The organism is Corynebacterium sp. NML 120412, from assembly GCF_002285155.1.
In the GTDB taxonomy this organism is placed as follows: Bacteria; Actinomycetota; Actinomycetes; order Mycobacteriales; family Mycobacteriaceae; genus Corynebacterium; species Corynebacterium gottingense.
The window spans coordinates 205240-226049 of the sequence record NZ_NSGL01000002.1; the positions used below are offsets into that span (position 1 = coordinate 205240).

The following is a 20810-nucleotide window of genomic DNA, read 5'->3' on the forward strand; positions in this document are numbered from 1 at the left end:
ATTGTTTTTGGTTGATACGAACTTCCTGGGCACTGCTGAAAACCTTTATCCGGAGGATGTCTTCCCAACATTTTGGCGCGAGCTTGAAAGGACTCTTTTCACCAGCGATGTGTTTTTCCACGATGAGGTAGACACCGAGCTACGAAGGTGGAAGCACCCACGTTTGCAGTGGTACTTAAACAAGGTGCAGCCATATCAAGTTCTCGAGTCTGATGCTGACGAAATCAATGCCTATCGGGAGGTCACGGAGTGGGCCGACAATCACCCGACGTACAATCATTCGGCTGCAACGACCTTCCTTAACGCGGCTGACTCGTGGCTCGTGGCTTCGGGCGCCCGGTACGGGTACACCATCGTGTCCAATGAGAAGCCAGCTCCTAATTCAGTGAGCAAAATTAAGATTCCGGATGCGGCAGATGCATTCCAGGTGGAGTGTGTGACGCTTCTTGAATTTTTGAGGATCCGACGGATCAAGGTGTGACACTTCATCCGCTGGATACGACTTGACTCGTCCTCGTTGTTTACCCGCCTTGTGGGATTTACCCCGCGAGCTCCCGGAGCCGGAGGAACCAGCGCCCGAGCCTTCGGAGCAACCTGCGCACCAGGCACCAGAAGCGCCGCAGGACGCCGAACCGCCCGCCGATGCCCCGGAACCCGGCGCAGCCCTAACTAGATTCGCCGAGAAGCCGCAGCCCTTCCCGGAACTCGTCGTCGCGCATGAGCGCGTCCCAGTCCCCGCTGAACGACAGGGCGTATTCCAGCACCGCGGATTGCGCGAACGAGGGCGGTGCCGCGTGCCCGTCGCCCCAGTCGCCGGGCATTGCGCACCAGTCCACGCCGTAGCGCTCTCGCAGCCGCGTTGCCCACGGACCAAAGTGGTGCTGCAAGTGGAACGCGTCGTCACGATTTTGCAGGTAGAGCACCTTGTTGGGCATGGCCGCCGAGTACGCCGAAACCAAATCCATCGTCACATCATCCGCTCCACCCACCCCACCAGGCCAGCACGCGTCCACATAGTCGCGCACCCGCGGCTGGTAGTACTTCATAATGTTGGTCTGCGGGTTCATCGCCACTGCCAGCGACCCCGGCAACTGCAGCGAGTAGTACAGCGCCGCAAACCCGCCGGCTGAGGATCCCTGGCACACGACCACCTCGGCACCAAGCTCCGCCACCACGTGCTCGATCACGCGCACCAGATCCCGTTGGAGTGGCCGCTCCCGGTCTCCCGTGAACCAGCCGATGGACAGCCCCAATTCCAGCGACGGGTCTGAAATGAACAGCACGGAGGCGTCGAGATCCTGCGTCACCTTCTGGCCCGTAAAGACCGGAATCGTGGAAGAAGAAAGATCGACTGCGGCGTGGAACGCCACCACGAGCGCGTTGCTCGAGCGCCGCACCAGCCGCACCTCCAACGCTCCAGCGCCGTAGCTGATGGCATGGATCCCGCTTGGCACGTTCCCCGCCGCAAAGTCGTCGAGGCTTCCGTACGTGTACACCTCGCCCGCGTACCGCGAGTAGTCGCGCTCAGGATGCACGGTTCCTCCAATCGTGGCCAGACACTGCATTCAACCTACCCGCCGCGCCAAGTGCCCCGTGCGCACGCTATGCGACAATAGCCCCATGCAACACGAAACCCCCACGCAGGAGGACCTCGCCACCGTCGCCGAGCAGCTCGGCCGCGCGCCCCGCGGCGTCCTCGCCATCGCCTACCGCACGCCCGACGCCCAGCCAGCGGTGCTCAAGACCGCGCCAAAGCTTGACGACGGCACGCCCTTCCCAACCCTCTACTACCTCACAGACCCACGCCTGACCGCCGAAGCGTCGCGGCTCGAGGTCGCCCAGGTGATGAAGTGGATGGAGTCCCGCCTAAACGAGGACTCCGAAAGCGGCGAGGCGCTGCGCAAGGACTACCTCGCCGCGCACGAGCACTACCTGGCCGAGCGCAACGCCATCGAGGACCTGGGCACGGACTTCTCGGGCGGCGGGATGCCGGAGCGGGTGAAGTGCCTCCACGTGCTTATCGCCTACGCCCTCGCGGAGGGCCCGGGCCGCGTCCGCTTCGGCGATGAGGCCGTTGCCCTTGCCGCCGAGCACGGCAACCTCCGCGGCTCCGCGATCCCCGCGGACTGGCCCACGCTCGAGGACCTGGGCATCACCCTCGACGAGGCAGGGGAGGGGCTCGCATGACCACCCCACAGAACGCACCGATGACCGTCGCCGCCGTCGACTGCGGCACCAACTCCATCCGCCTCCTGATCACGCGTCGCGACGACGATGGCACGCTGACGGAGGTCACCCGCGAGAACACCATCGTGCGGCTCGGCCAAGGTGTGGACGAGACAGGCCGCTTCAACCCGGAGGCCATCGAGCGCACCCGCCAGGCGCTTGCCGCCTACTCCGAGCGCATGGGTGCCGAGGGCGTGCAGCGCGTCCGCATGGTCGCCACCTCCGCCACCCGCGACGCCTCCAACCGCGAGGACTTCTTCGCCATGACCCGCGAGCTCCTCGGCCAGATCCAGCCTGGTGCGCAGGCCGAAGTCATTTCCGGCGACGAGGAAGCGCACCTGTCGTTCCGCGGCGCCACGGCGGACATCGATCCCGCCCGCGGGCCCTTCTGCGTCATCGACCTCGGCGGCGGTTCCACCGAGTTCGTCATGGACCAGGGCGCGCGCTCCACCCAAATGGGGTGTGTCCGCATCACCGAGCGCTTCATGCGCACAGACCCGCCGACCGACCAAGAAACCGAGTCCGCGCGCACCTACATCCGCGATCGCATCGCCGACGCCGCCGAGGTCGTCCCCTTCGCCCAGGCCCGCACGTTCGTGGGCTGTGCGGGCACCTTTACGACGCTTTCCGCACTCGCCCAGGACCTCGACTCCTACGACCCCGCGCGCATCCATATGTCGGAGATCCCCTTCGAGCGCATGCGGGAGGTCACCGCGGACCTGCGCGCCCGCACCGCGTCGCAGCGCCTTGAGTACGGCCCGATGCACCCCGGCCGCGCCGACGTCATCGGCTCCGGCTCCACCGTCGTAGAGGAGATGATGGACGCTTTCGCCCGCGAGGCCGGCGCGACCTCCTTCATCATCAGCGAGAAGGACATTCTCGACGGCATCGTGTCCGGCCTACTGGCCGCCTAGCCCGCCTTAGTCCTCATCCGGCTCGAGGATCTGATCCTCGAGCTCCGGGTTCTTCTTCCCCCGCAGCCTGCGACCCTTGCGCAGGTCCTTGACCTCGCGCATGCGCGGCTCGGGGTCAATCTTGTTCGCGATGGCCTTGCGGGTGGACTCCACCACCTGCTTGGTTACTGGCGAGTTCACCGCTGCCTGGGTAGCGTTGACAATCTGGTGGTAGCGCTTGCGGCCGGCCTTCGTGCCGAACACGTACCCGGCGGCTGCTCCGACAACGAATTGATACATGGCCCCCACCTTACTGGTTGATGGCACCGGCACAACGTGTTGACGGTTGTTGCGATAGATTAGGGGGAAGTGATTATCCCCCAACATCGCAACGAGGAATCGTGTCTTCCCCCAAACCGAAAGTGATGACTGTCTACGGCACCCGCCCCGAGGCAATCAAAGTCGCGCCAGTAATCAAAGCACTCGAGAACGATGACCGCTTCGAGTCTGTGGTGGTGTCCACAGGTCAGCACCGCGAAATGCTCGAGCAGGTGAACAAGCGCTTCGGGATCGAGCCTGATCATGACATGGGACTGATGAAGCCGGGACAGTCCCTCAATGAGCTCGTCTCCCGGGCAATTCAGGGTCTTGATCCAATCATTAAGTCCGAAGCACCCGACGTCATCATCTCTCAGGGCGACACCTCGACGGCAATGGCCGCTGCTCTCGCAGGCTTCCACAGTGGGGTTAAGATCGTTCACCTCGAAGCGGGGCTGCGTACCGGCAATATCTTCTCCCCGTTCCCGGAGGAAGCAAACCGCAAAATTATTGGCCAGCTCGCCAGCCTCCATCTCGCGCCGACCGAGCAGTCCAAGGAAAACCTTCGCCGTGAGAACTTCCGCAGCAAGGACATCGTGGTCACGGGCAACACGGTGATCGACGCCCTCTTGGCTGCCAAGGAATGGGACGTCGCATTTGATGACGAGCGCCTCCAGGCCCTGCAGGACAACGATCAGAAGGTCGTTCTGGTGACCACCCACCGTCGCGAGAACCTCGACGCGATGACCGAAATCGGAGGCGCGGTGCAGGACCTTGCGAAGGCATACCCCGATTACGCGTTCGCACTCCCGCTCCACCTGAATCCGAAGGTCCGCGATGCGGTGCTTCCTGAGGTTGAGGATCTGCCAAACGTGATCATCACAGATCCGCTCCCGTATGACCAGTTCACTGCACTACTGAATCGTGCGTACCTCGTGCTCACTGACTCGGGCGGAGTACAGGAAGAGGCGCCCTCGCTGGGTAAGCCGGTTCTGGTCATGCGCGAGAACACCGAGCGCCCTGAGGCAGTCGTAGCCGGCACCGTGAAGCTGGTTGGCACGGATCGTGGACGCATCGAGGCCGAGGCCAAGAACCTCCTCGATCAGGATGCTGCTTACGAAGCGATGGCCAACGCGGTCAATCCCTACGGTGATGGCAGAGCAGCAACTCGTTCCGTAGCAGCGATCGCAGAGATCGTTGGTGTAGGGGAAAGGATTGACGAATTCAGTCCAGCGGCTCCCGCGCAGTAACGACATAGCAGTCTCAATATAGATCCGGGCCGTGTATCTTTTACTCTTGAGATTGAATGCACGGTGGTCGGTAATGACACGTAGCCAAAGAGTTGTGAACGAAAGGGTTTCAACCAGATATGCTTAATACTCAGCAACAATTCAAGGACGTTTGCGTTGTCGGATTGGGGTACATCGGACTCCCCACCGCGGCATTCATTGCTTCGAAGGGAATTAAGGTTACTGGTGTTGACGTCAACCCCGCGTTTGTTGAGACCATTAACAAGGGCGAAGTTCCGTTCGTAGAGCCCGGATTCGACGAAATGTTGAAGGACGTTGTCAACCGTGGCCTATTGACCGCTCGCTTTGATCAAATCGAAGCGGACGCGTACATTGTCTGCGTCCCGACACCGTTTAAAGGCGAGAATCACGAGGTCGACACCAGGTTCATCAACTCCGCCGTTGATGCGATGGCTCCCCACTTGCGGCCCGGCGCTCTCGTTGTGCTCGAGTCGACTTCGCCTCCGGGGACCACCCGCGCCATGGCCGACTACATCCTGGAAAAGCGTCCTGATCTGACGATCGGGGACGATGAAGATAATGCTATCTTCGTGGCCCACTGTCCTGAACGCGTGCTGCCTGGGCGCATTATGGAGGAAATGGAAAGCAATGACCGGGTTATCGGCGGATTGACCCCGCGCGGTACCGAGCTTGCAGTCGCGCTTTACGGCACGTTTTGTTCTGCAGAATTGCTGCAAACCGATGCGACGACCGCGGAAATGGCAAAGCTCACTGAGAACTCGTTCAGAGACGTGAATATCGCGTTCGCTAATGAGCTCTCGCTTATCGCTGACCGGCTGGGGATTGACGTCTGGGAATTGATCGAGCTGGCGAATCACCATCCGCGCGTCAATATCTTGCAGCCAGGTCCCGGCGTTGGTGGACACTGCATTGCTGTTGACCCGTGGTTTATTGTTTCCTCTGTTCCTGAAGAGTCGAAATTGATTAAGATGGCGCGCGACATCAACGACGGCAAGCCCGAATGGGTTATGGAACAGGTAAAGAAGGCAGTTGATGGTAACGAGAACGGTACCGTAGCTGCACTTGGCATCGCTTTCAAGAACGATATTGACGACTTGCGTGAGTCGCCGTCACTGGGGATTGTCAAGCGGCTCGCGTCGGAGAACCCAGGATTGGATGTTCGAGTCGTGGAGCCGAATGTGCAGCAGCTCCCGGAAGAACTCGCGGAGATTCCAAACCTGCGACAGCAAACATTGGCCGAGGCCGTTCAGGAGTCCGACGTGATCCTCCTGTTGGTGAATCACAAAGAATTCCTTGCCATGGATAGGTCGATGCTTGAAGGAAAGACGGTTATCGATACAAAGGGAGTCTGGCGGAAGTAACTGCCCGACCGTCACCTCCCGCGATTGCCGGTTCGGGCAAAACTTCGGGTGTGTGTAATGTGGGTGTTCACATAGTGAGCTTTGCCACGTTGTTTTGCTGGCAGAATTACCATAGATCCGCCCGGAGAGAATAAGTAGTTCAATTTGAAAATCCTGATCGTTTCGCAGTATTGGTACCCAGAAAACGGTGTTCCACAACGCCGTTGGTCGTGGCTCTCCAATATTTTGACTACTGCTGGTCATGACGTGATGGTTGTCGCACCACCTCCGCATTACCAGCGAAAGGTGACGCGCAGGGAGTGGTTGCAGGCACTGCGGACTAGCTCGAGCCCAGAAGTTGGTCCCTCAGGAGAATTGATCCTCCGGAGCCCTTACATTCCGGATAGCCGCTCACTCACTTCGCGTGTGCTAAATCAGGCTTTTGTAGCGGCCGGAATGATTACGATGGCGATTCGAAAGTCGAGTGGGATTCGAGAGTTCAAACCGGAAATTGTGATTGGAACCGTCCCCGCAATACCAACATCGGTAGTCGCGGCAATTATCGGACGCGTTTTTGACGTGCCGTATATGGTCGACTTGCGAGATGCATGGCCGGATCTCCTTGATCAAGCGGCAGGATGGAATCGTAGCATCGGGGAAAAGTCGATTCGTGAGAAACTTTTGTCCAACGGCCCCCTCCAGATTCTGACGGCGATAACTAGAAAGGCGATATATCGGACGCTCAGAAACTCGCAGGGCATTCTAGTGACCTCGGACTTCTTGCGTTCTCAGTTGCTTGGGAAAAAGGAATTGGAGGGAGGTTCATTTCGCATAACGACAATACGAAATGTGTTTCCACCAAAGACTCCTATTAAGAGACAACACGGTGGGCGAAGCAAGAAAAATAGTTTGAACGTGTTGTATGCAGGAACGCTCGGGAGGGCACAAAATCTTGCTAATGCGATCGAAGCTGCAAACATGGTCGCCTCGCGAGGAATTCACATTCATCTTCGCCTCATAGGTGCGGGCGCTGCCCGTGAACCGCTGACACGTCTTGTCGAGCATTCGAAAGCTCGAATCTCGATTGAAAATCGTCGGCCGGCTGACGAACTCGGCGATTGCTATGAGTGGGCTGACACTGCTTTGGTGCACCTTACTGACTGGGAGCCGCTTGCAAGGGCAGTTCCGTCGAAGACATACGAGTTGATGGAGGCGGGGATCCATATTTCTGGTGTTGTCACTGGTGAGACAGCGGAACTTATCTCAAAGCTCCACGCTGGCGATGTGGTGAATCCGGAGGCCCCGGAGGATTTGGCAAACTTGTGGTGCGATCTTGCCAGGGACCCATCTCGCCTATCTGTAAGCTCCGAGGGACTGGACTGGGTAAATTCAGAACGCACCGAGGTGGTGCCGCCTAGTCTTTTGAATGCTGTATCGGAAGCGCAACACTATAAGCGGAAGCGTGGCAAATAAGGAGAATTCGTGACAACGCGACAACGCTATTCGTTCCTGGTACGTCAGATTTCCGTAATGGCGAGCGTGACGGTGACAGGACTCCTCACGGACGCTCCCCGTTTTCTGACTTCGCTGTCAGAAAGGCTCCGGCAAATGCCGATTCCTGGAGCTCTGCGCTTAAGCAAGGTGGCATCGCTTTTAGCGCAGCGGACGTCTTCTCCATCGTTGCAATTACTGCAAAAGGGGCAAATCAATGAGGCGATGGCCGCGTTGCGGTCGAAATCTCAATTCGAAAAAGGCAGGTTTTTCTCTAGCCCTCGGACTCGTCATCTACGGGGAATTCAGCAGGAGCTCACTGCGACGATGGGCGGCCCCGCTAGCGACGCAACGAGTCGAAACCACATGAAGCAGACCTCAGCGACGAATCTACGTGTTTTGCTGTTTCTTACGAATAGTCGACCGCATACCTTGTCCGGGTACACGGAGCGTTCACGAGGAACTATTGAATCTTTGACGCGTTCAGGCGTTGAAGTATTCCCGACAACCCGATTGGGGTATCCCGCAGTTGTAGGCAGGTTTGCTAGGTCGAATGTAGAAGCGGAAGGTGACATTACATATACAAGGTTAATACCGTGGTTTATGCCGATTAACGCTTCCGTTGTACGCACAAAGACGGTGAAGGCGTTGGTTCGACAGGCTGCCGCCCAAGACATCAGCCTTATGCATACAACAACCCCGTTTCGAAATGCCTTGATCGTCAGCAAAGCGGCTTCATGCCTGGGTGTCCCATGGATCTATGAGGTCAGGGGAGAGCCAGAAAAGACTTGGCTGGCTAAACGGGAGTCGTTGGGTGACCTGGAGGCTCAGCAGTCGGAGCTGTACCAATGTTCCCGCAACCAAGAGCTCGAGGCGATGAAAGCGGCGGATGCGGTCGTCGTACTTAGCAAGGTCCAAAAGCAGAGCATTCGAGAGCACGGTGTCAGCGCAAGTAAGATCCATGTCGTTCCGAATGCCGTTGATGGTGTTCAGCTTCAAGAGTTTCGAGCGAAAGGGATCGCCAGATCTGAAGCTCGAAAGCTGCTTGACTTGCCGGTTGAAAAGAAGCTGGTCGGCATTATTTCGTCGTTAGTTGAGTACGAGGGCATCGATGTGCTTCTGCGGGCGGTCGCGCAGTTGCCTTCAGACTATGAGTGCGTCGTTGTCGGCGACGGAACTGCACGTCCATCGCTTGAAGAGCTTAAGGATCGTTTGCAACTCGGGCAACGAGTACATTTCGTCGGGCGAAAACCATCTGAAGAAATTCCGTACTGGTATCGAGCACTTGATGTCTTTGCAGTTCCGCGCAAAGACACCGCAGTTTGTCGTGCCGTCACTCCAATAAAACCCGTGATGGCGCTCGCTCTTGGATGCTCAGTGGTTGCTAGCGACCTCCCTCCGCTTCGGGAAATCACCGGCGGGTTCGCTCAGTACGTCCCGCCAGAGTCCTCAGAACATATGGCGGAAGGCATTTTGACTGCGTACCACCAAGAGCCTCCCAGGGCTGAAAAACTCGACGCCTTTTTAGATGAACATACGTGGGGCCACAACGCAGAGATCTACAAATCGATATACCAAGAGGTGCTGGAAATGAACAGAAACAGCTCAGAGACTTAAGAGTGGTCCAACTCGCTACCTAGAACGATTTGTGGAGGATTTCCGTACTTGGCGCGAATGCGATCTACAATCACGCGCATCTTGTCATATTTCCGCTGGGAGGAAAAGGAACTCCAGGCACGGTATGCATCGGAAATCTCATCTGCAGGACCATCCGCGATAAAAGTACCGTCGTGAATCCACAAAGCTCGGGTGCAATGTGTCTTGATTGCGGCAGGGCCGTGGGAGACGAGAAAAATCGTTCCTGCGCTATCTAGGAAAGAATCCATCCGCTCTTTCGCTCGTGCAGCAAACGTAGCATCACCCGTCGACAGCGCTTCATCTACCAACAGAATCTCGTGCTTCACTGCAGTGGAGATTGAAAATCGTAGGCGGGCCTTCATTCCAGACGAATATGTCTTCAAAGGACGGTTGATCGCGTCGCCAATATCTGCCCAGTCCGCAACAGAACTCTCCAGTTCACTCGCTTCGTCGGGTGAAAGGCCCATTGCTAGAAGACCAAGGCGCACGTTCGCTCTTCCGGACAAATGTGGCTGAAGCACAGCGGAAACCCCCAAGAGGGTTGGTGGCGCGGAGACGAGGACTTCGCCGGTAGTAGGAGACTCGTTGCCAGCGATAATCGAAAGGAGTGTCGACTTGCCGGAACCATTTCGGCCGAGAACGCCAATCGACTCGCCCGCAAACGTCGCAAAGCTAATACTCTTGAGCGCCTCGACCTCAACCTTTTTGCGTGCCCCGAATAGTGACCGCGACGAACCTCCTGGGTAAACGCTGTATGTTTTTGTTACGTCGCGAACGACGACTGTAGGTTTAGCGTACGCTTGCATATCGCGCCTCGGCTCTCCAGAAGTAAATGAACCCGACAATGATTAAGATCGCTGACCAGGCGATGAGGTATGCGCTAGCACCGATACTGGGGATGGTGCCCTCCAGTACGCATCCTCGAAGCGTGGAAAGAAACAGATAGATTGGGTTCAACTCGACAATCAACTTGATGGTGGGCTCTGCATCAAAGCGAGAGACAGAGAAAAACACGCCAGAAAGGAAGAACAGCGCTCGAACTGTGAGATTAACAAGCCCCTTGAGGTCTGGAATGAACGCAGTCGCGCGTGCGATGATGAGCTGCAATCCAGCGACGAAAATATGCATCAAGACGTAGATCGGGAAAACGAAAAGCAACGTTAGGCTGGGCGCCTTGTGAGCTTGGAAAAGAAGCGCGATCACTATGGCTAAGAGTGCTGGGGGGAAATTATCAATGAACTGTTTAGTGATCATCGATGCCACGAGCGAAGCCTTCGGAAAATGAAATGACGTAATCATGCTTCGTTCACGTTGAATCAGGCCCGCTGCAGAGTTGATTCCCTTCGAAACAAACCCGAAGTATATGACTCCGAGTACCAAGAAGCCGATGAAATTCTCCATGCCGCGCGACGTCTTCAGGATAAGGCCAAAAACGAGTGCGTAAATACCAACCTGGATGAGAGGGTTAATAAGGATCCACAAATTACCTAGGAACATGTCGCGGCCGTCGGTGAGAGATTTACTCTTTGAGTCCTCCCAAATGAAAAACCTTCTCTGCCAAAGCGACTTGATGTAGGTGATCAACGGCGGACGCGGCTGAGTGCCCGTTAGTTGAGCATCGTCTACTACCACCTGAGCCTCCTGCGGCTTGGGGAGTTCTCCCGGCACGTTCACGCTGAGCTCCTTAAGATTCGAGATTTTTCCAACCGGCGCGATGTGGCTCATCGGTAAAGCGTCGGATGGCGATTCTACTCCTCTCGGCGGGCGATATTGGAAACGGCAGCCGAAACCCAGTGATTTTAAGGAGAAGTGAGACCGAAGAAATGAAGTTCGGTTAAGGTAATGTGTGATCCATTGGCCTAACCGCGACTTGAAAGTGCAACTAGTGTTTCAACCTTCAAAGAGTTCATTACTTCGACTTGGCGCCGCAGTCGGGTCATCAGTTCTGACGACTGCCGCATTTGGTGCTACAACCAAGAAATGGGGGCCGGCAACGCTTGCGGGGTCAGCAGTTCTCGCTTCGCAAGCTGCTGGTTTTATTGGCGATGTGAACTTGGGCCGGGCTGTGAGCAGAACCCGTCTCCTTACCGAAACTGTTGGTCGCGATTTGCGCTCCCGAGATGGCTACGTAGCGGTCGAGCAAGAGCTCAGGGCATTGCAGGCTGCGGTCCGCAGTATTCAAGCAACACCAGCTGCGGTTGCCAAAAAAGTGGCACGGAAGATGGAGGTCCCCACGGCCCCCGCAGCGGACCCGAAGACCCGGCGAACTGGCGCGCCCGTGAACTTCGTGCTGCCGGCCGAGGTAAAAGCGCGTAAGCGGGTCCCGTTGGTTGGCTCTGCTGCGGAAGAGTGGGTGAAATCGCGCACTGGTGGAGAACCGTATGTGCCGGTTGAACCTGATCTTCCTTACCGAGCCAAAGGGATACCATTCGCGGACGAAGTCCCAGTTGCGATGATTGCGGACGATTTCACGTTCCACTCTTTCGAGAGTGAGTTTCATGCGTTGCGGTTGACTCCCTCGAATTGGAGGAGCATTTTTACCAAATACAAGCCGGCCGTGTTTTTCTGTGAGTCGGCCTGGCAGGGAGGATCACCGAAAACCCACCCATGGCAAGGGAAAGTTTACGCCTCGGTGAGATGGCCAAAGGAAAACCGCAGCGCTTTGCTCGACATTCTTGACTACTGCCACAAGCACCAAATTCCAACAGTCTTTTGGAACAAGGAAGACCCCACCCACTACTCCGATCGCATCAACGACTTTGTTCGTACGGCCGCGTTGTTCGATTACGTGTTCACGACTGCGGAAGAGTGCGTAGAAGGCTACAAGAAGGACGCGGGCTGCAACTATGTAGACGTTCTCCCGTTCGCGGTACAGCCAAAGCTGTTTAATCCCATGGGGACAGCCGACGCCACTGACTCGGTGAATTTCGCCGGAACCTGGTACGGCATGTACCCAAAGCGGTGCGAGGCCCAAGCCGCGATTATGGATCAGGTACTGGATGCTGGCCTAGATTTGGTCATTTATGACCGCATGAAGTCTAGCCCACTTGAGACTTACCGTTACCCAGAGCGGTTTGAAAAATTTACCCGTGAAGCAATTCCCTACACGGAAACTGCACAGGCGTACAAGCAGTCGAAATATGGCATCACAATGAACACGGTTGCCGATTCGCGCACCATGTTTGCACGAAGGGTGTTTGAGTTGGCTGCTTCCGGCAGCGTAGTTCTATCGAACGACGCGAAGGGCGTACGTGAATTCTTCGGAGATTCAGTAATCTATGCAGATTCTGACCCGGAGGCGTTGGCTTCATTGACGCCCGAGAAGTACCGAGACCTGCAGCGTCGGGCGCTGAACATCGCTCTGAATAACACCTACCGCCACCGTGCCGAGAAGATCTTGCGTGTAGTGGGAATTTCCTTCCAATCTAGGCATCAACAGCCGACTCTCATCTGCTCAATCCGCAGCATGTCCGAGTTTTCGGAGTTCATCAACGAGTTTGAATCGAGGAACTGTTTTAGCGAGTTGCTCGTGATCGTAGAATCAGGGGCCGAGCAAAGCCTCGAATTCAAGCTTCTTCAGCGTCGCGACGAGCACGTAACAATTATTAGTGAACGCAGCATTGTGGAGAACGAATTCCGCGTGAGGAGCTTCATGCAAAGCGGACACTTTGTGTACGCGGACCGATCTTCCGATATTCCTGAAGTTGAGGAGATTGAGGAGATGCTTTTGCACACGTCGTACTTTGAGGGGCAGATCAAGTTCGCTCCTTCTTCGGAGCTGCGCTACAAGTCTGGTCCTGCGCCCCTCTCCCCGGCAAGCCTGGTTGCTACCTCGTTTGTCAAGGAAGCGCTTACTGGTCGTGAAATCCCAACCTACGAGATTTAAAGAGGTACATCATGAACCACTTTGACCTGACAATCGCGATTCCGACCTACAATTCGATCGCAAAGATGGCAGAAACCATCGATTCGCTTCGTAATACGAGCGAGCTCGTCAATTGCGAAGTCATCTTCGTTGATGACTGCTCCTCGGATGATACATTTGAGCGACTCAGTGAAATTGCGGTTGAAAACCCCTCCTGGAGCGTCTACAGGCTGGAAAAAAATTCTGGTTCGGCAGCTGGTCCAAGAAATTACGCAATTGGTAAAGCTCGCGGCGAATGGATCTACTTCCTAGACTCGGACGATGTGCTCGAGCCCAAAGGCATCGAGGACGCTCTGCGGACCGCTAAGCGATACAACTATGATGCTGTCCGAACGTCCCTGCGTGTCCGTATGGGGGACGGAACAGAACGTATCGGGGACTTGATCCCCAAATGGGATTCACTGAAGTCCGCGAACGAGCGAATTCGAGCAATTACTCGGCATCAAAGCCTCACGTGCAGCTTTTTTGCTAAGCGCAGCATCCTGATGGACCATCATGTTCGTTTCGACGAGAAACGTCGTATTGGCGAGGACATCAAATTTACCTCTGAAGTCTTGCTCCACTGCAATAGGATTGGATACCGTGCGCTGCCATCAAGGACATACGTGCGAAACGCTGTCGGAGCCGAGTCTGTAACTCAGAAAATTAATTCCGAGCAGTTCTCGGACTTTACGAAGTCCTGGAATGAAGTGGAAGAAAACCTTTCTGAGCTTGGCATTTCTTTCGTTGCGGAGCACGGCTTTTCCGCCGTCCAGTACGCCCTACGACAGTTTGTATGGTTTAAATCCGAGGAATTGTCGAAAGAAGCGTTTGATGAGTTCGCCGACTTTTGCAATCGGCACAAGGCATCCCTTCGCTCCTTCGCCTTCCAACCCCGTTACAGGGAGCTCGTAGATGCAGCGCTGGCGCGCGATCACGCAGTTTTCAATCAGGCCGTTCAGCTGCGAGTTCTGGTCGCAGGTCACGATTTGAAGTTTATGGGTTCGATCGAGAACCGCATTCGTGACCACTATCCTGTGCGAATCGATAAATGGGAGGGGCATACTCGACACGACGAACGAGAGTCGAAGCAGCTTCTTGCATGGGCGGACTTTGTCTGGGTCGAATGGCTATTGGGCGCCGCTGTCTGGTATTCGAAACATCTCCGCGGAGACCAGCGGATGGTTGTCAGGGCTCATAGGTCCGAAGTAACTGTCGACTACGGAAATCAAATCAACCTTGATCGAGTAAGCGGGATCATTTGTATCGCTCCTCACGTGCTCGGTGACATCGCAGATAAATTCGACATTCCACGATCGAAACTCTGGCTGATCCCGAACGCACTCGATGTGCAAACCTACGAACGAGGCGAGTACGACGAGGATCGGCTGCGACGGATTGCGATGGTTGGAATTGTCCCTCGCCTCAAGGGATTCAAAAAGGCGCTCGAGGTACTTTCCTCGTTGAAGGAGGACTTCCCTCAGGTGGAACTTCATGTATACGGCAAGCAGCCAGAAGAATTGGAATGGGTGTTGAACAAGCCGGAGGAAGCAAGCTATTACGAAGAATGCCGTGCGTTTATTGCCGAACGGGAACTTGAAAACAACGTGCGATACCACGGGTGGGTCGACCCTAAGCAAGAGCTTTGCGGAAACGCTGCAGTCATTTCAATGAGTGACTTTGAGGGTATGCAAGTCTCAGTGGCCGAAGGGTACTGCGCCGGCAGCATCGGCATGACGCTGAATTGGCGCGGAGCCGAGCAAGGATACCCTAAGCAGTGGGTATTTGACTCTTCAACAGAATTGGAGAAAGCATTGCGCGGGGTACTTCAGGGCGAAATTGATGTGAAACGGGAGTCGCAGAAGGGCCGCGCCATCATCGAAGATCTGTATTCAATTGATTCCGTCTGGCCGAAGATCGAGGAAATGATGAAAGCGGTAAGGGCTTGACATTTCCTGACATCGACGTCCGTAACCCGTTGGGGTGACGCGGAATTTATATCGAGGGAGTGTAAAGGCGGCAGTTGGAAATGGATATGGCGAAAGCGGACAACAGGCCAGACTATTGGCTGAAGTTTCCCGATGGCTCTCCAGACCGCTGGAAAGTTGAGCGATCTGATTCGGCGTGGAGCATCACGATGCCAAACTCGGCAACGATCACGATTTCTAGCGCCGATCCCGTCGTAGCTTTCAACGGTAATTTCGATGCCGACCGGGACTCAACTCGCCTCTGGGTCAACTCAATGCGCTACGCGACGTCGATTCTCGATGAAGGAGATGAGGATACTACGTGGTGTCTCCTTTCTCAGCTCAAAAATCATGTCGCGGTCGATCCTCGAGGACCTGGTGGGGAATTCAGCGGTAGTCTCGACCATCAGTACGCACTCCAGCTCAGGACACTGTGTGACTTGCGCTCTTGGCTCCTGAAGCGACCTTGGTCACGCCTGAGCGCAGAACGGGACGAGCTTCTCTGCGGATCTGTGCTTTCGATCTACAAATACGTAGACGAGTTGTCATTGTTGCGCCCCAATAACCACGGCGTCATGCTGGCAATCAGCCTTCTGCATAGCTTTTACATGTTCAACGACGTTTCACGGGCGAAGGTGGATAGAGAAGGCTGCATCGCGATAGACCAGGAGGGAGAGATTGGTCCTGGTGCCGTTGTCACTTTTTTGAATGAGACGTTTAAGGAAGTCTTTGGCGACGACGGGGTTGCGAACGAAAATACGCCAATCTATCAGGCCTTTTACCTCAAGCTGATCAAGAGCATTACGGATTTTCAATCCTGGGCGTACGGCCAAGAAGACGAATCCTTGGGCAAGCTGAACGCCAGGGCTACGACTGCGTATCGTCACATGCTACTGCCGAATCGAGCTGTTCCACCACTAGGAGATGGGTCATACTCTCAGCAATCAGAGTATTCGCCTCTCTTTGGACTGTGGGCCTCGCCAGAAAATGGGTTGCTCACGCGATCGTCGGATGAGACTTTCTTTTCGTTCACTTGCGGCTACCGGGGGGTCTTTCATAAACAACTAGATGATTCGTCCATCTATCTCTGGCATAACGGTGAGGCGCTTATCCAGGACGCTGGACTGAAGTCGTATGACGCGAATGACCCAGTCGCTACCTCTATACGAGGGCAACTAGGTCACTCTGGCCTCTTCTTTAGAGAGTTCGACGGAGTGCGAGCGGAAAAGGTTACCGCATACGGGGCGGGAACTCGTCTCGTTGAAGCCAACATGGAGTTTTCAAATTCTGTGGTGGCTGGCGCGTTCCAGGTAAGGGGACGATATGGTTTTAGGGGAGTGGTTGCTGAACGTCTGGTGACGTGGCTGGACGAGCACTCGTTTTTGATCCGTGATTCGGTCGAGTCCACCAGAGGTGAGAGGGAAGCCGTATCACGTTTTGTGTTGGATCCCCAAGCGGAAGTCACTTTCTCACGGGAAGGCGCGATTTCGGTAACAATGCCTAGGGCCCGTATGGATATTTCCACTAACGGCAACGGAGGTGCAGTTGAGCTCATTCGCGGATTTAATCCCGGGGGTGGACCTGCTCGTGGTTTTATCTCTCCCAGAAACTATTCATCCCAACCGACTACAATGTTGGAATTTCGGATTCCGCTTGTTGAGGATCCGGAGAGCAGCACTTTGAAAGGTAAACACCTACTCAGGGTTTCCTTTGGAGAAGTGTAGGTTCCAACGACCACGGTTTTGCTAGCCTGTTTTGGGGCGAATGCTTTAAGCGAAATTGTGCTGCATGGCTTTGCCGCCGTCGTGAATTAGATCAAACAGAATTAATAGTTGTGACTAGGAGACACTATGTTCGTGGGGCACACGCGCTTTAGCCTCTTCAATCCGGGGGCTGGCGACTGGAAGTCGAGCTCGAGAACCTCTTCCGCAGAAGAGGCGGCTTTTGAAAAGTATCTTTTCAGCGAAGAGCGACTTGCTCCGCGCGCGGAGGTCTTTATGCAGAATACGGTGCCTATGCTCAATCGAGCGTCAGAACGGCATCGTATCCGTCACGTAGTTTCGTATTCTGAAAATCTTCCTGCGAAGTACCAGGAGATGCTCACTGAGGCTGCAGAGAAGCATCCATTTTTAGTCTTGGACCGGAAGGCTCCAAAAGAGGGAGCATCACCCTGGCAATCGGTCGTAGGGGATGAGATCGCTGACACTGAATGCGTCGGTGCATATCGGCTAGACGATGACGACTTGCTTGCGGATGATTTCTTTGACCGAATGGCGGGTTACATTCGTGACCCCTTCGTTGGGATGTGGGTAACGTTTGCGCATGGGTACACAGCGGTGACGAGCGAAGGGAGGATTTTCCGTCCTCGGAAAGTTACCTGGCCCAAAATCGCAATCGGGCTCACTGCTGTACACAAGAAGGAAAGCGGCGGAAAAATTGTGGGTCCAAGCGCTCGGGGAGGCCACAATCGCGTCGACGAGCACAATGCGATGATCGTCGATTCAAGGGAGCCGAGCTATCTATGGTTAAGGTCCACAAACCAAGACTCGTTAGTTAACGTTCCCGAAGCGGAGCGCTTAAGAAAGCTTGAAGGCATGCTACACGAGTATGAGCTAGCCAGCGCAGTTGATTTTCGTCGATCCTTTCCGCATCTCAAAAATGTCGAATTCGGAGAGTCTTGGGAACTTCTTAAAGGCGAGGAATCTGCAAAACAGCCGATCGATTTTGAGCTGCCGAAGCCATTGAACTCCTTCTCAATCAAGTACGGTTTCAAGTTTTCTGGAGCACTTGATCCGAGAAACTATATTATGAGATTCGGAATTGAGCGAGACAGTAAACCGGAAGGCAAGAACGATCGTGAGCTAGGGCTCGGGGAGGCTAAAGACCTCGCAAGTAGCGTCAACGGACTTTCATTTTCGGAGAATCCCACAGTCGGCTTCTTTAAGTACCTCCCACTTCGGCGGGGTAAGGGTGAAATGCGGTTTTCTCTGAGCTTGCCAACTGGATACGTGTGCACCGAACTGCAGATTAGGGAATGGAAGAACCCAGAGAATCCGCTGAAGTTGACCTATCTGAGGGTGAATGAGTCATAATGCGCGATTTTCGTACGAAAACGGGACAAGTAAAGCCAGAGAATTTCGTTGTCGCGTTTGGAGCGATGGAAGCGCCCGGTAGCCTTGAGGGTTTTTTCGAGTTTCCAACCGGCGATAGCTGTAATGAAGTCAAGGATCCACTTGACTATTACTGGCGCGGATATTACGGGGAATTCGCTCCCTTTCAATTTGGCAACTTGAAAGGAGGAACAAGCGAATGGGACGCCGAACTCGGAGTAAAGCGATTCTTTTGCTCTAGTGAAGCTCCTCTTGTTCTTGCAGTAAGGGTGTCGTTGCCTGGAACCAGGCAAATTCGGCAAGGTCGCTTCATTCACTTTGTCGCTGAAGACGGGACTCGTTGCGGAGAACTTGAATTTTGTAATCTGAATTCTTCCGCAATTGAAGATAGTCCAGGGGAGAATCCAGAATCGTCCGTCTACTCATTCGGGACGCGGTTTGATTTCGATTTAACTATCCGTGTGCGCACGTCGGATTTCGTCATCAACGACAGGTCGTTTGCGCTACTTTCGGAAACAGAAGAGTTCCGAGATAGAGTGCCCGTAAGGTACTTGACGATTCCTGGCACTAGCGACGAGGTCGCATTCGTTTTTTCAGCAATGTCGTCTGTTGGCGATCTCACCTTCAATTACAAGTCTTCATTAGCGAATTTTTCAGGCACCCAGTATTTCATCCTTGATGATGCAAGGGAACAAGGAACCTACTATCTGTGCGAGGGACGAGACTTTTCTGTTGCTGACTCGGTGCAGAGGTTCATTCGTTCAGTCCTGAAAGATCGGAACACTCCGTCCGATTCTGTCTACTTCTTCGGATCGTCAAAGGGCGCGACGGCGGCAGTTTGGCATGCATTAAGACTCGGGTCTGGCAATGCAGTCGTAGCGGCGCCCCAATTTCTGATCGGTGATTTTCTCAAGCGACCCCACCCAGGCATTTTGCACTATATGGCAGGTGGCCGGAGCTACGAGGACGTTGAATGGCTGAACGGTCTTTTCTCGAGAACCTTGGACCCTTCAAACTTCGGAGGTTCAATTCGAATTTTGGTCGGCGATAACGATCCCCACAAGGACACCCATGTTCCAGCCTTGGTGCGCTTTCTCACGGACGCAAAGGCGGATGTCATGACGCTTCCTGTTTTGGGGGCAAATCACGCTGAGACCGGCGTGATTTATGCTTCGATGTTGCGGTCGTTTTCGGATCAAAAGGGTGATGAAGTTCGCTCTTTTTACGCGCTCTCGGCCAAAGACGAATGCCTGCAGTTGTCCTGTGCTCCTCATTTCCAGAATTCTACGATGGCGGTGCGGTTGTACGTCGGAGCGAACGAGTTCGCGATGGAGTGGTATGGAAGGCAGAACACCTGGAAGTGGGACAATGTGCCTGAAGGAAGCAGCGTTGTCTTCCGAGTCTACGAGAAGTTGGCCGGAGAAAATGGCAATATGCATGCTTACACAACGCGGCGCATCGAGATAGATGATGTCCAAAAGAGGAAGTACTAAATGACAAGAATGATCGCTACAAACGGGATTCGACTCTCTCTCCCGGACGAGTTTCCGTTAGAAGTACCCGAGAACGCGGGAAATATCATTCACGGCAACGCGCCAAAGAATCTGTTTGGCACTACCATGGCCACGCTCGACTCGGAATGGAGGCAGTTAACTGCGTCAGGAAGCTTTCGCGACTTTGTCAATGATCATTGTTCGCATTTGATCATTACCATGGCGAATTTTTTCCGCTTGTATGACTTTTCGCCCGCGATGAGGAAGCGGTATGACTACTTCTCGCGAGCACTAGATGGGTATGAGAAACCGATTGTTCTCTTCGGCCTTGGGTCGCAAGCGAAATCTGGGGCCAAGATCTCTGCAGATGCTCTTCCACCTGAGGGGCAGCGATGTCTTAAGAAGATTATTGAGAAGACGACGGCAATTTCGGTGCGAGGTGATTTTACTCGCCGTGTTATTGAGGCTGTCGTTGGTCCGACTGAAGGACAAGTCTTCGTCACAGGGTGTCCGAGCTACTATAGCAAACCGACTGCGTTTAAAGACCTACAAGAACGGCTTAGTGGCATGGAGTCTGAGGAACGTGCCCCAGCGGTGAACGTCACGCGCTATTCTCGGGAAGCCGATCAGCATCTAGTACGTCAAGCGGTGGCTGGAAACTTCTTCTTAATCGAGCCGGAGAACAAGGACGTGCATCGGTACTTCGTGGATACACTTCGTAGCGGTGAAGTAAGGAAAGCACCTGAGGCACTCAGGTTTTTGGCGGGTGATAGGACTGCTTCGGACTGGGAAACTGCACTTTCCCAGTTTATCCGTAGCCGCTATCGGTTGTTCAGGCACATGGATGCTTGGTTGGAATTCAACCGAGAAATGGTCTCGCAAACCGTGGGGACACGCTTCCATGTGAATATGGCGTCGATGCTGTCCGGAGTCCCGGCTGTGTGGGTCACGCACGATGAGCGAACAGTTGAGTTGACGAAGACCCTTTCCCTACCAGCGGTGTCCCTTGAACAGGTCTTAGAAAAGCCTGTGCAGCAAATCGTGGAAGAGGCTGATTTCGACGCATTCCTGAAGGCAGTTCCGGAAAACTTCCGAAAGTTTAATTCGTTCTTGGCGGCAGCGGGCCTACCGCAGCAAGAAGTCCCCACGATTTAGTCCG

Annotated in this window: 17 protein-coding genes; 13 read left to right on the forward strand and 4 right to left on the reverse strand. The window is 54.8% G+C overall.

From position 1 onward, the window contains the following. The first annotated feature begins 7 nt into the window (after window positions 1-7). Window positions 8-481, forward strand: a complete 474-nt coding sequence (locus tag CKJ84_RS07970) for a DUF4411 family protein (RefSeq protein WP_233125603.1) — start codon at window positions 8-10, stop codon at window positions 479-481. A gap of 184 nt (window positions 482-665) precedes the next feature. On the opposite strand, the gene CKJ84_RS07975 is transcribed toward CKJ84_RS07970, so the two are convergent. Then, complete coding sequence (locus CKJ84_RS07975) at window positions 666-1535, reverse strand: hypothetical protein (RefSeq protein WP_095546559.1); 870 nt, start codon at window positions 1533-1535, stop codon at window positions 666-668. An 85-nt stretch (window positions 1536-1620) separates the two neighbouring features. Here CKJ84_RS07975 and CKJ84_RS07980 point away from each other — a divergent pair, with 85 nt between their 5' ends. Next, window positions 1621-2187 carry a DUF501 domain-containing protein gene (locus CKJ84_RS07980; RefSeq protein WP_095546560.1) on the forward strand — a complete coding sequence of 189 codons (567 nt, stop codon included), beginning with the start codon at window positions 1621-1623 and terminating at the stop codon, window positions 2185-2187. After that, a complete protein-coding gene (locus CKJ84_RS07985) occupies window positions 2184-3140 on the forward strand; it encodes an exopolyphosphatase (RefSeq protein WP_369801176.1) in 957 nt (318 codons plus the stop codon). Before CKJ84_RS07980 ends, CKJ84_RS07985 begins: the two co-directional genes overlap by 4 nt. Window positions 3141-3146: 6 nt before the next feature. Here CKJ84_RS07985 and CKJ84_RS07990 read toward each other — a convergent pair whose 3' ends face one another. Then, window positions 3147-3419: a hypothetical protein gene (locus CKJ84_RS07990; RefSeq protein WP_095537277.1), complete on the reverse strand. Its 273-nt coding sequence runs from the start codon at window positions 3417-3419 to the stop codon at window positions 3147-3149. 125 nt (window positions 3420-3544) lie between these two features. Between CKJ84_RS07990 and wecB the strand changes: the two genes are divergently transcribed. From wecB to CKJ84_RS08010, 4 genes are all read left to right on the forward strand, one after another. After that, entirely contained in the window at window positions 3545-4687 is a 1143-nt protein-coding gene (wecB, locus tag CKJ84_RS07995; RefSeq protein WP_233125612.1) for a non-hydrolyzing UDP-N-acetylglucosamine 2-epimerase, read from the forward strand. Window positions 4688-4806: 119 nt separating this feature from the next. Further along, window positions 4807-6069, forward strand: coding sequence for a UDP-N-acetyl-D-mannosamine dehydrogenase (gene wecC / locus CKJ84_RS08000; RefSeq protein WP_095546562.1), 1263 nt, complete (start codon window positions 4807-4809; stop codon window positions 6067-6069). A 144-nt stretch (window positions 6070-6213) separates the two neighbouring features. Next, window positions 6214-7521, forward strand: coding sequence for a glycosyltransferase family 4 protein (locus CKJ84_RS08005; RefSeq protein WP_095546563.1), 1308 nt, complete (start codon window positions 6214-6216; stop codon window positions 7519-7521). Between the two features lie 384 nt (window positions 7522-7905). After that, complete coding sequence (locus CKJ84_RS08010) at window positions 7906-9156, forward strand: glycosyltransferase family 4 protein (protein WP_233125614.1); 1251 nt, start codon at window positions 7906-7908, stop codon at window positions 9154-9156. Here CKJ84_RS08010 and CKJ84_RS08015 read toward each other — a convergent pair. After that, window positions 9153-9983 (reverse strand): ABC transporter ATP-binding protein, encoded by an 831-nt coding sequence (locus CKJ84_RS08015; protein WP_095546565.1) that lies wholly within the window; start codon window positions 9981-9983, stop codon window positions 9153-9155. The two genes, CKJ84_RS08010 and CKJ84_RS08015, sit on opposite strands and share 4 nt — an antisense overlap. Beyond that, entirely contained in the window at window positions 9967-10902 is a 936-nt protein-coding gene (locus CKJ84_RS08020; RefSeq protein ID WP_095546566.1) for an ABC transporter permease, read from the reverse strand. Before CKJ84_RS08020 ends, CKJ84_RS08015 begins: the two co-directional genes overlap by 17 nt. A 160-nt stretch (window positions 10903-11062) precedes the next feature. Here CKJ84_RS08020 and CKJ84_RS08025 point away from each other — a divergent pair, with 160 nt between their 5' ends. The 6 genes from CKJ84_RS08025 to CKJ84_RS08050 all read left to right on the forward strand — a co-directional run bounded on the left by CKJ84_RS08025 (window position 11063) and on the right by CKJ84_RS08050 (window position 20806). Beyond that, the gene (locus tag CKJ84_RS08025) at window positions 11063-13063 is read left to right on the forward strand and encodes a glycosyltransferase (RefSeq protein WP_143340339.1); all 2001 of its coding nucleotides are present in this window, start codon (window positions 11063-11065) and stop codon (window positions 13061-13063) included. Between the two features lie 11 nt (window positions 13064-13074). Beyond that, window positions 13075-15030 (forward strand): glycosyltransferase, encoded by a 1956-nt coding sequence (locus CKJ84_RS08030; RefSeq protein ID WP_095546568.1) that lies wholly within the window; start codon window positions 13075-13077, stop codon window positions 15028-15030. A gap of 80 nt (window positions 15031-15110) precedes the next feature. Further along, window positions 15111-16772, forward strand: a complete 1662-nt coding sequence (locus tag CKJ84_RS08035) for a heparinase II/III family protein (RefSeq protein WP_095546569.1) — start codon at window positions 15111-15113, stop codon at window positions 16770-16772. Between the two features lie 126 nt (window positions 16773-16898). Then, window positions 16899-18140, forward strand: a complete 1242-nt coding sequence (locus CKJ84_RS08040) for a glycosyltransferase (protein ID WP_095546570.1) — start codon at window positions 16899-16901, stop codon at window positions 18138-18140. Further along, a complete protein-coding gene (locus tag CKJ84_RS12070; RefSeq protein WP_143340340.1) occupies window positions 18140-19651 on the forward strand; it encodes a hypothetical protein in 1512 nt (503 codons plus the stop codon). Before CKJ84_RS08040 ends, CKJ84_RS12070 begins: the two co-directional genes overlap by 1 nt. Further along, entirely contained in the window at window positions 19652-20806 is a 1155-nt protein-coding gene (locus CKJ84_RS08050) for a polysaccharide pyruvyl transferase family protein (protein ID WP_095546572.1), read from the forward strand. Window positions 20807-20810 lie beyond the last annotated feature (4 nt).

Excerpts from the sequence above, each read along its gene's own strand:
- CKJ84_RS08030 (WP_095546568.1), top strand. The coding sequence starts at position 13,075 with ATGAACCACTTTGACCTGACAATCGCGATTCCGACCTACAATTCGATC.
- CKJ84_RS08040 (WP_095546570.1), top strand. The coding sequence starts at position 16,899 with ATGTTCGTGGGGCACACGCGCTTTAGCCTCTTCAATCCGGGGGCTGGC.
- wecB (WP_233125612.1), top strand. The coding sequence starts at position 3,545 with ATGACTGTCTACGGCACCCGCCCCGAGGCAATCAAAGTCGCGCCAGTA.
- CKJ84_RS08010 (WP_233125614.1), top strand. The coding sequence starts at position 7,906 with ATGAAGCAGACCTCAGCGACGAATCTACGTGTTTTGCTGTTTCTTACG.
- CKJ84_RS07990 (WP_095537277.1), bottom strand. The coding sequence starts at position 3,419 with ATGTATCAATTCGTTGTCGGAGCAGCCGCCGGGTACGTGTTCGGCACG.
- CKJ84_RS08015 (WP_095546565.1), bottom strand. The coding sequence starts at position 9,983 with ATGCAAGCGTACGCTAAACCTACAGTCGTCGTTCGCGACGTAACAAAA.
- CKJ84_RS12070 (WP_143340340.1), top strand. The coding sequence starts at position 18,140 with ATGCGCGATTTTCGTACGAAAACGGGACAAGTAAAGCCAGAGAATTTC.
- wecC (WP_095546562.1), top strand. The coding sequence starts at position 4,807 with ATGCTTAATACTCAGCAACAATTCAAGGACGTTTGCGTTGTCGGATTG.
- CKJ84_RS08035 (WP_095546569.1), top strand. The coding sequence starts at position 15,111 with ATGGATATGGCGAAAGCGGACAACAGGCCAGACTATTGGCTGAAGTTT.
- CKJ84_RS08050 (WP_095546572.1), top strand. The coding sequence starts at position 19,652 with ATGACAAGAATGATCGCTACAAACGGGATTCGACTCTCTCTCCCGGAC.
- CKJ84_RS08020 (WP_095546566.1), bottom strand. The coding sequence starts at position 10,902 with ATGAGCCACATCGCGCCGGTTGGAAAAATCTCGAATCTTAAGGAGCTC.
- CKJ84_RS07980 (WP_095546560.1), top strand. The coding sequence starts at position 1,621 with ATGCAACACGAAACCCCCACGCAGGAGGACCTCGCCACCGTCGCCGAG.
- CKJ84_RS07985 (WP_369801176.1), top strand. The coding sequence starts at position 2,184 with ATGACCACCCCACAGAACGCACCGATGACCGTCGCCGCCGTCGACTGC.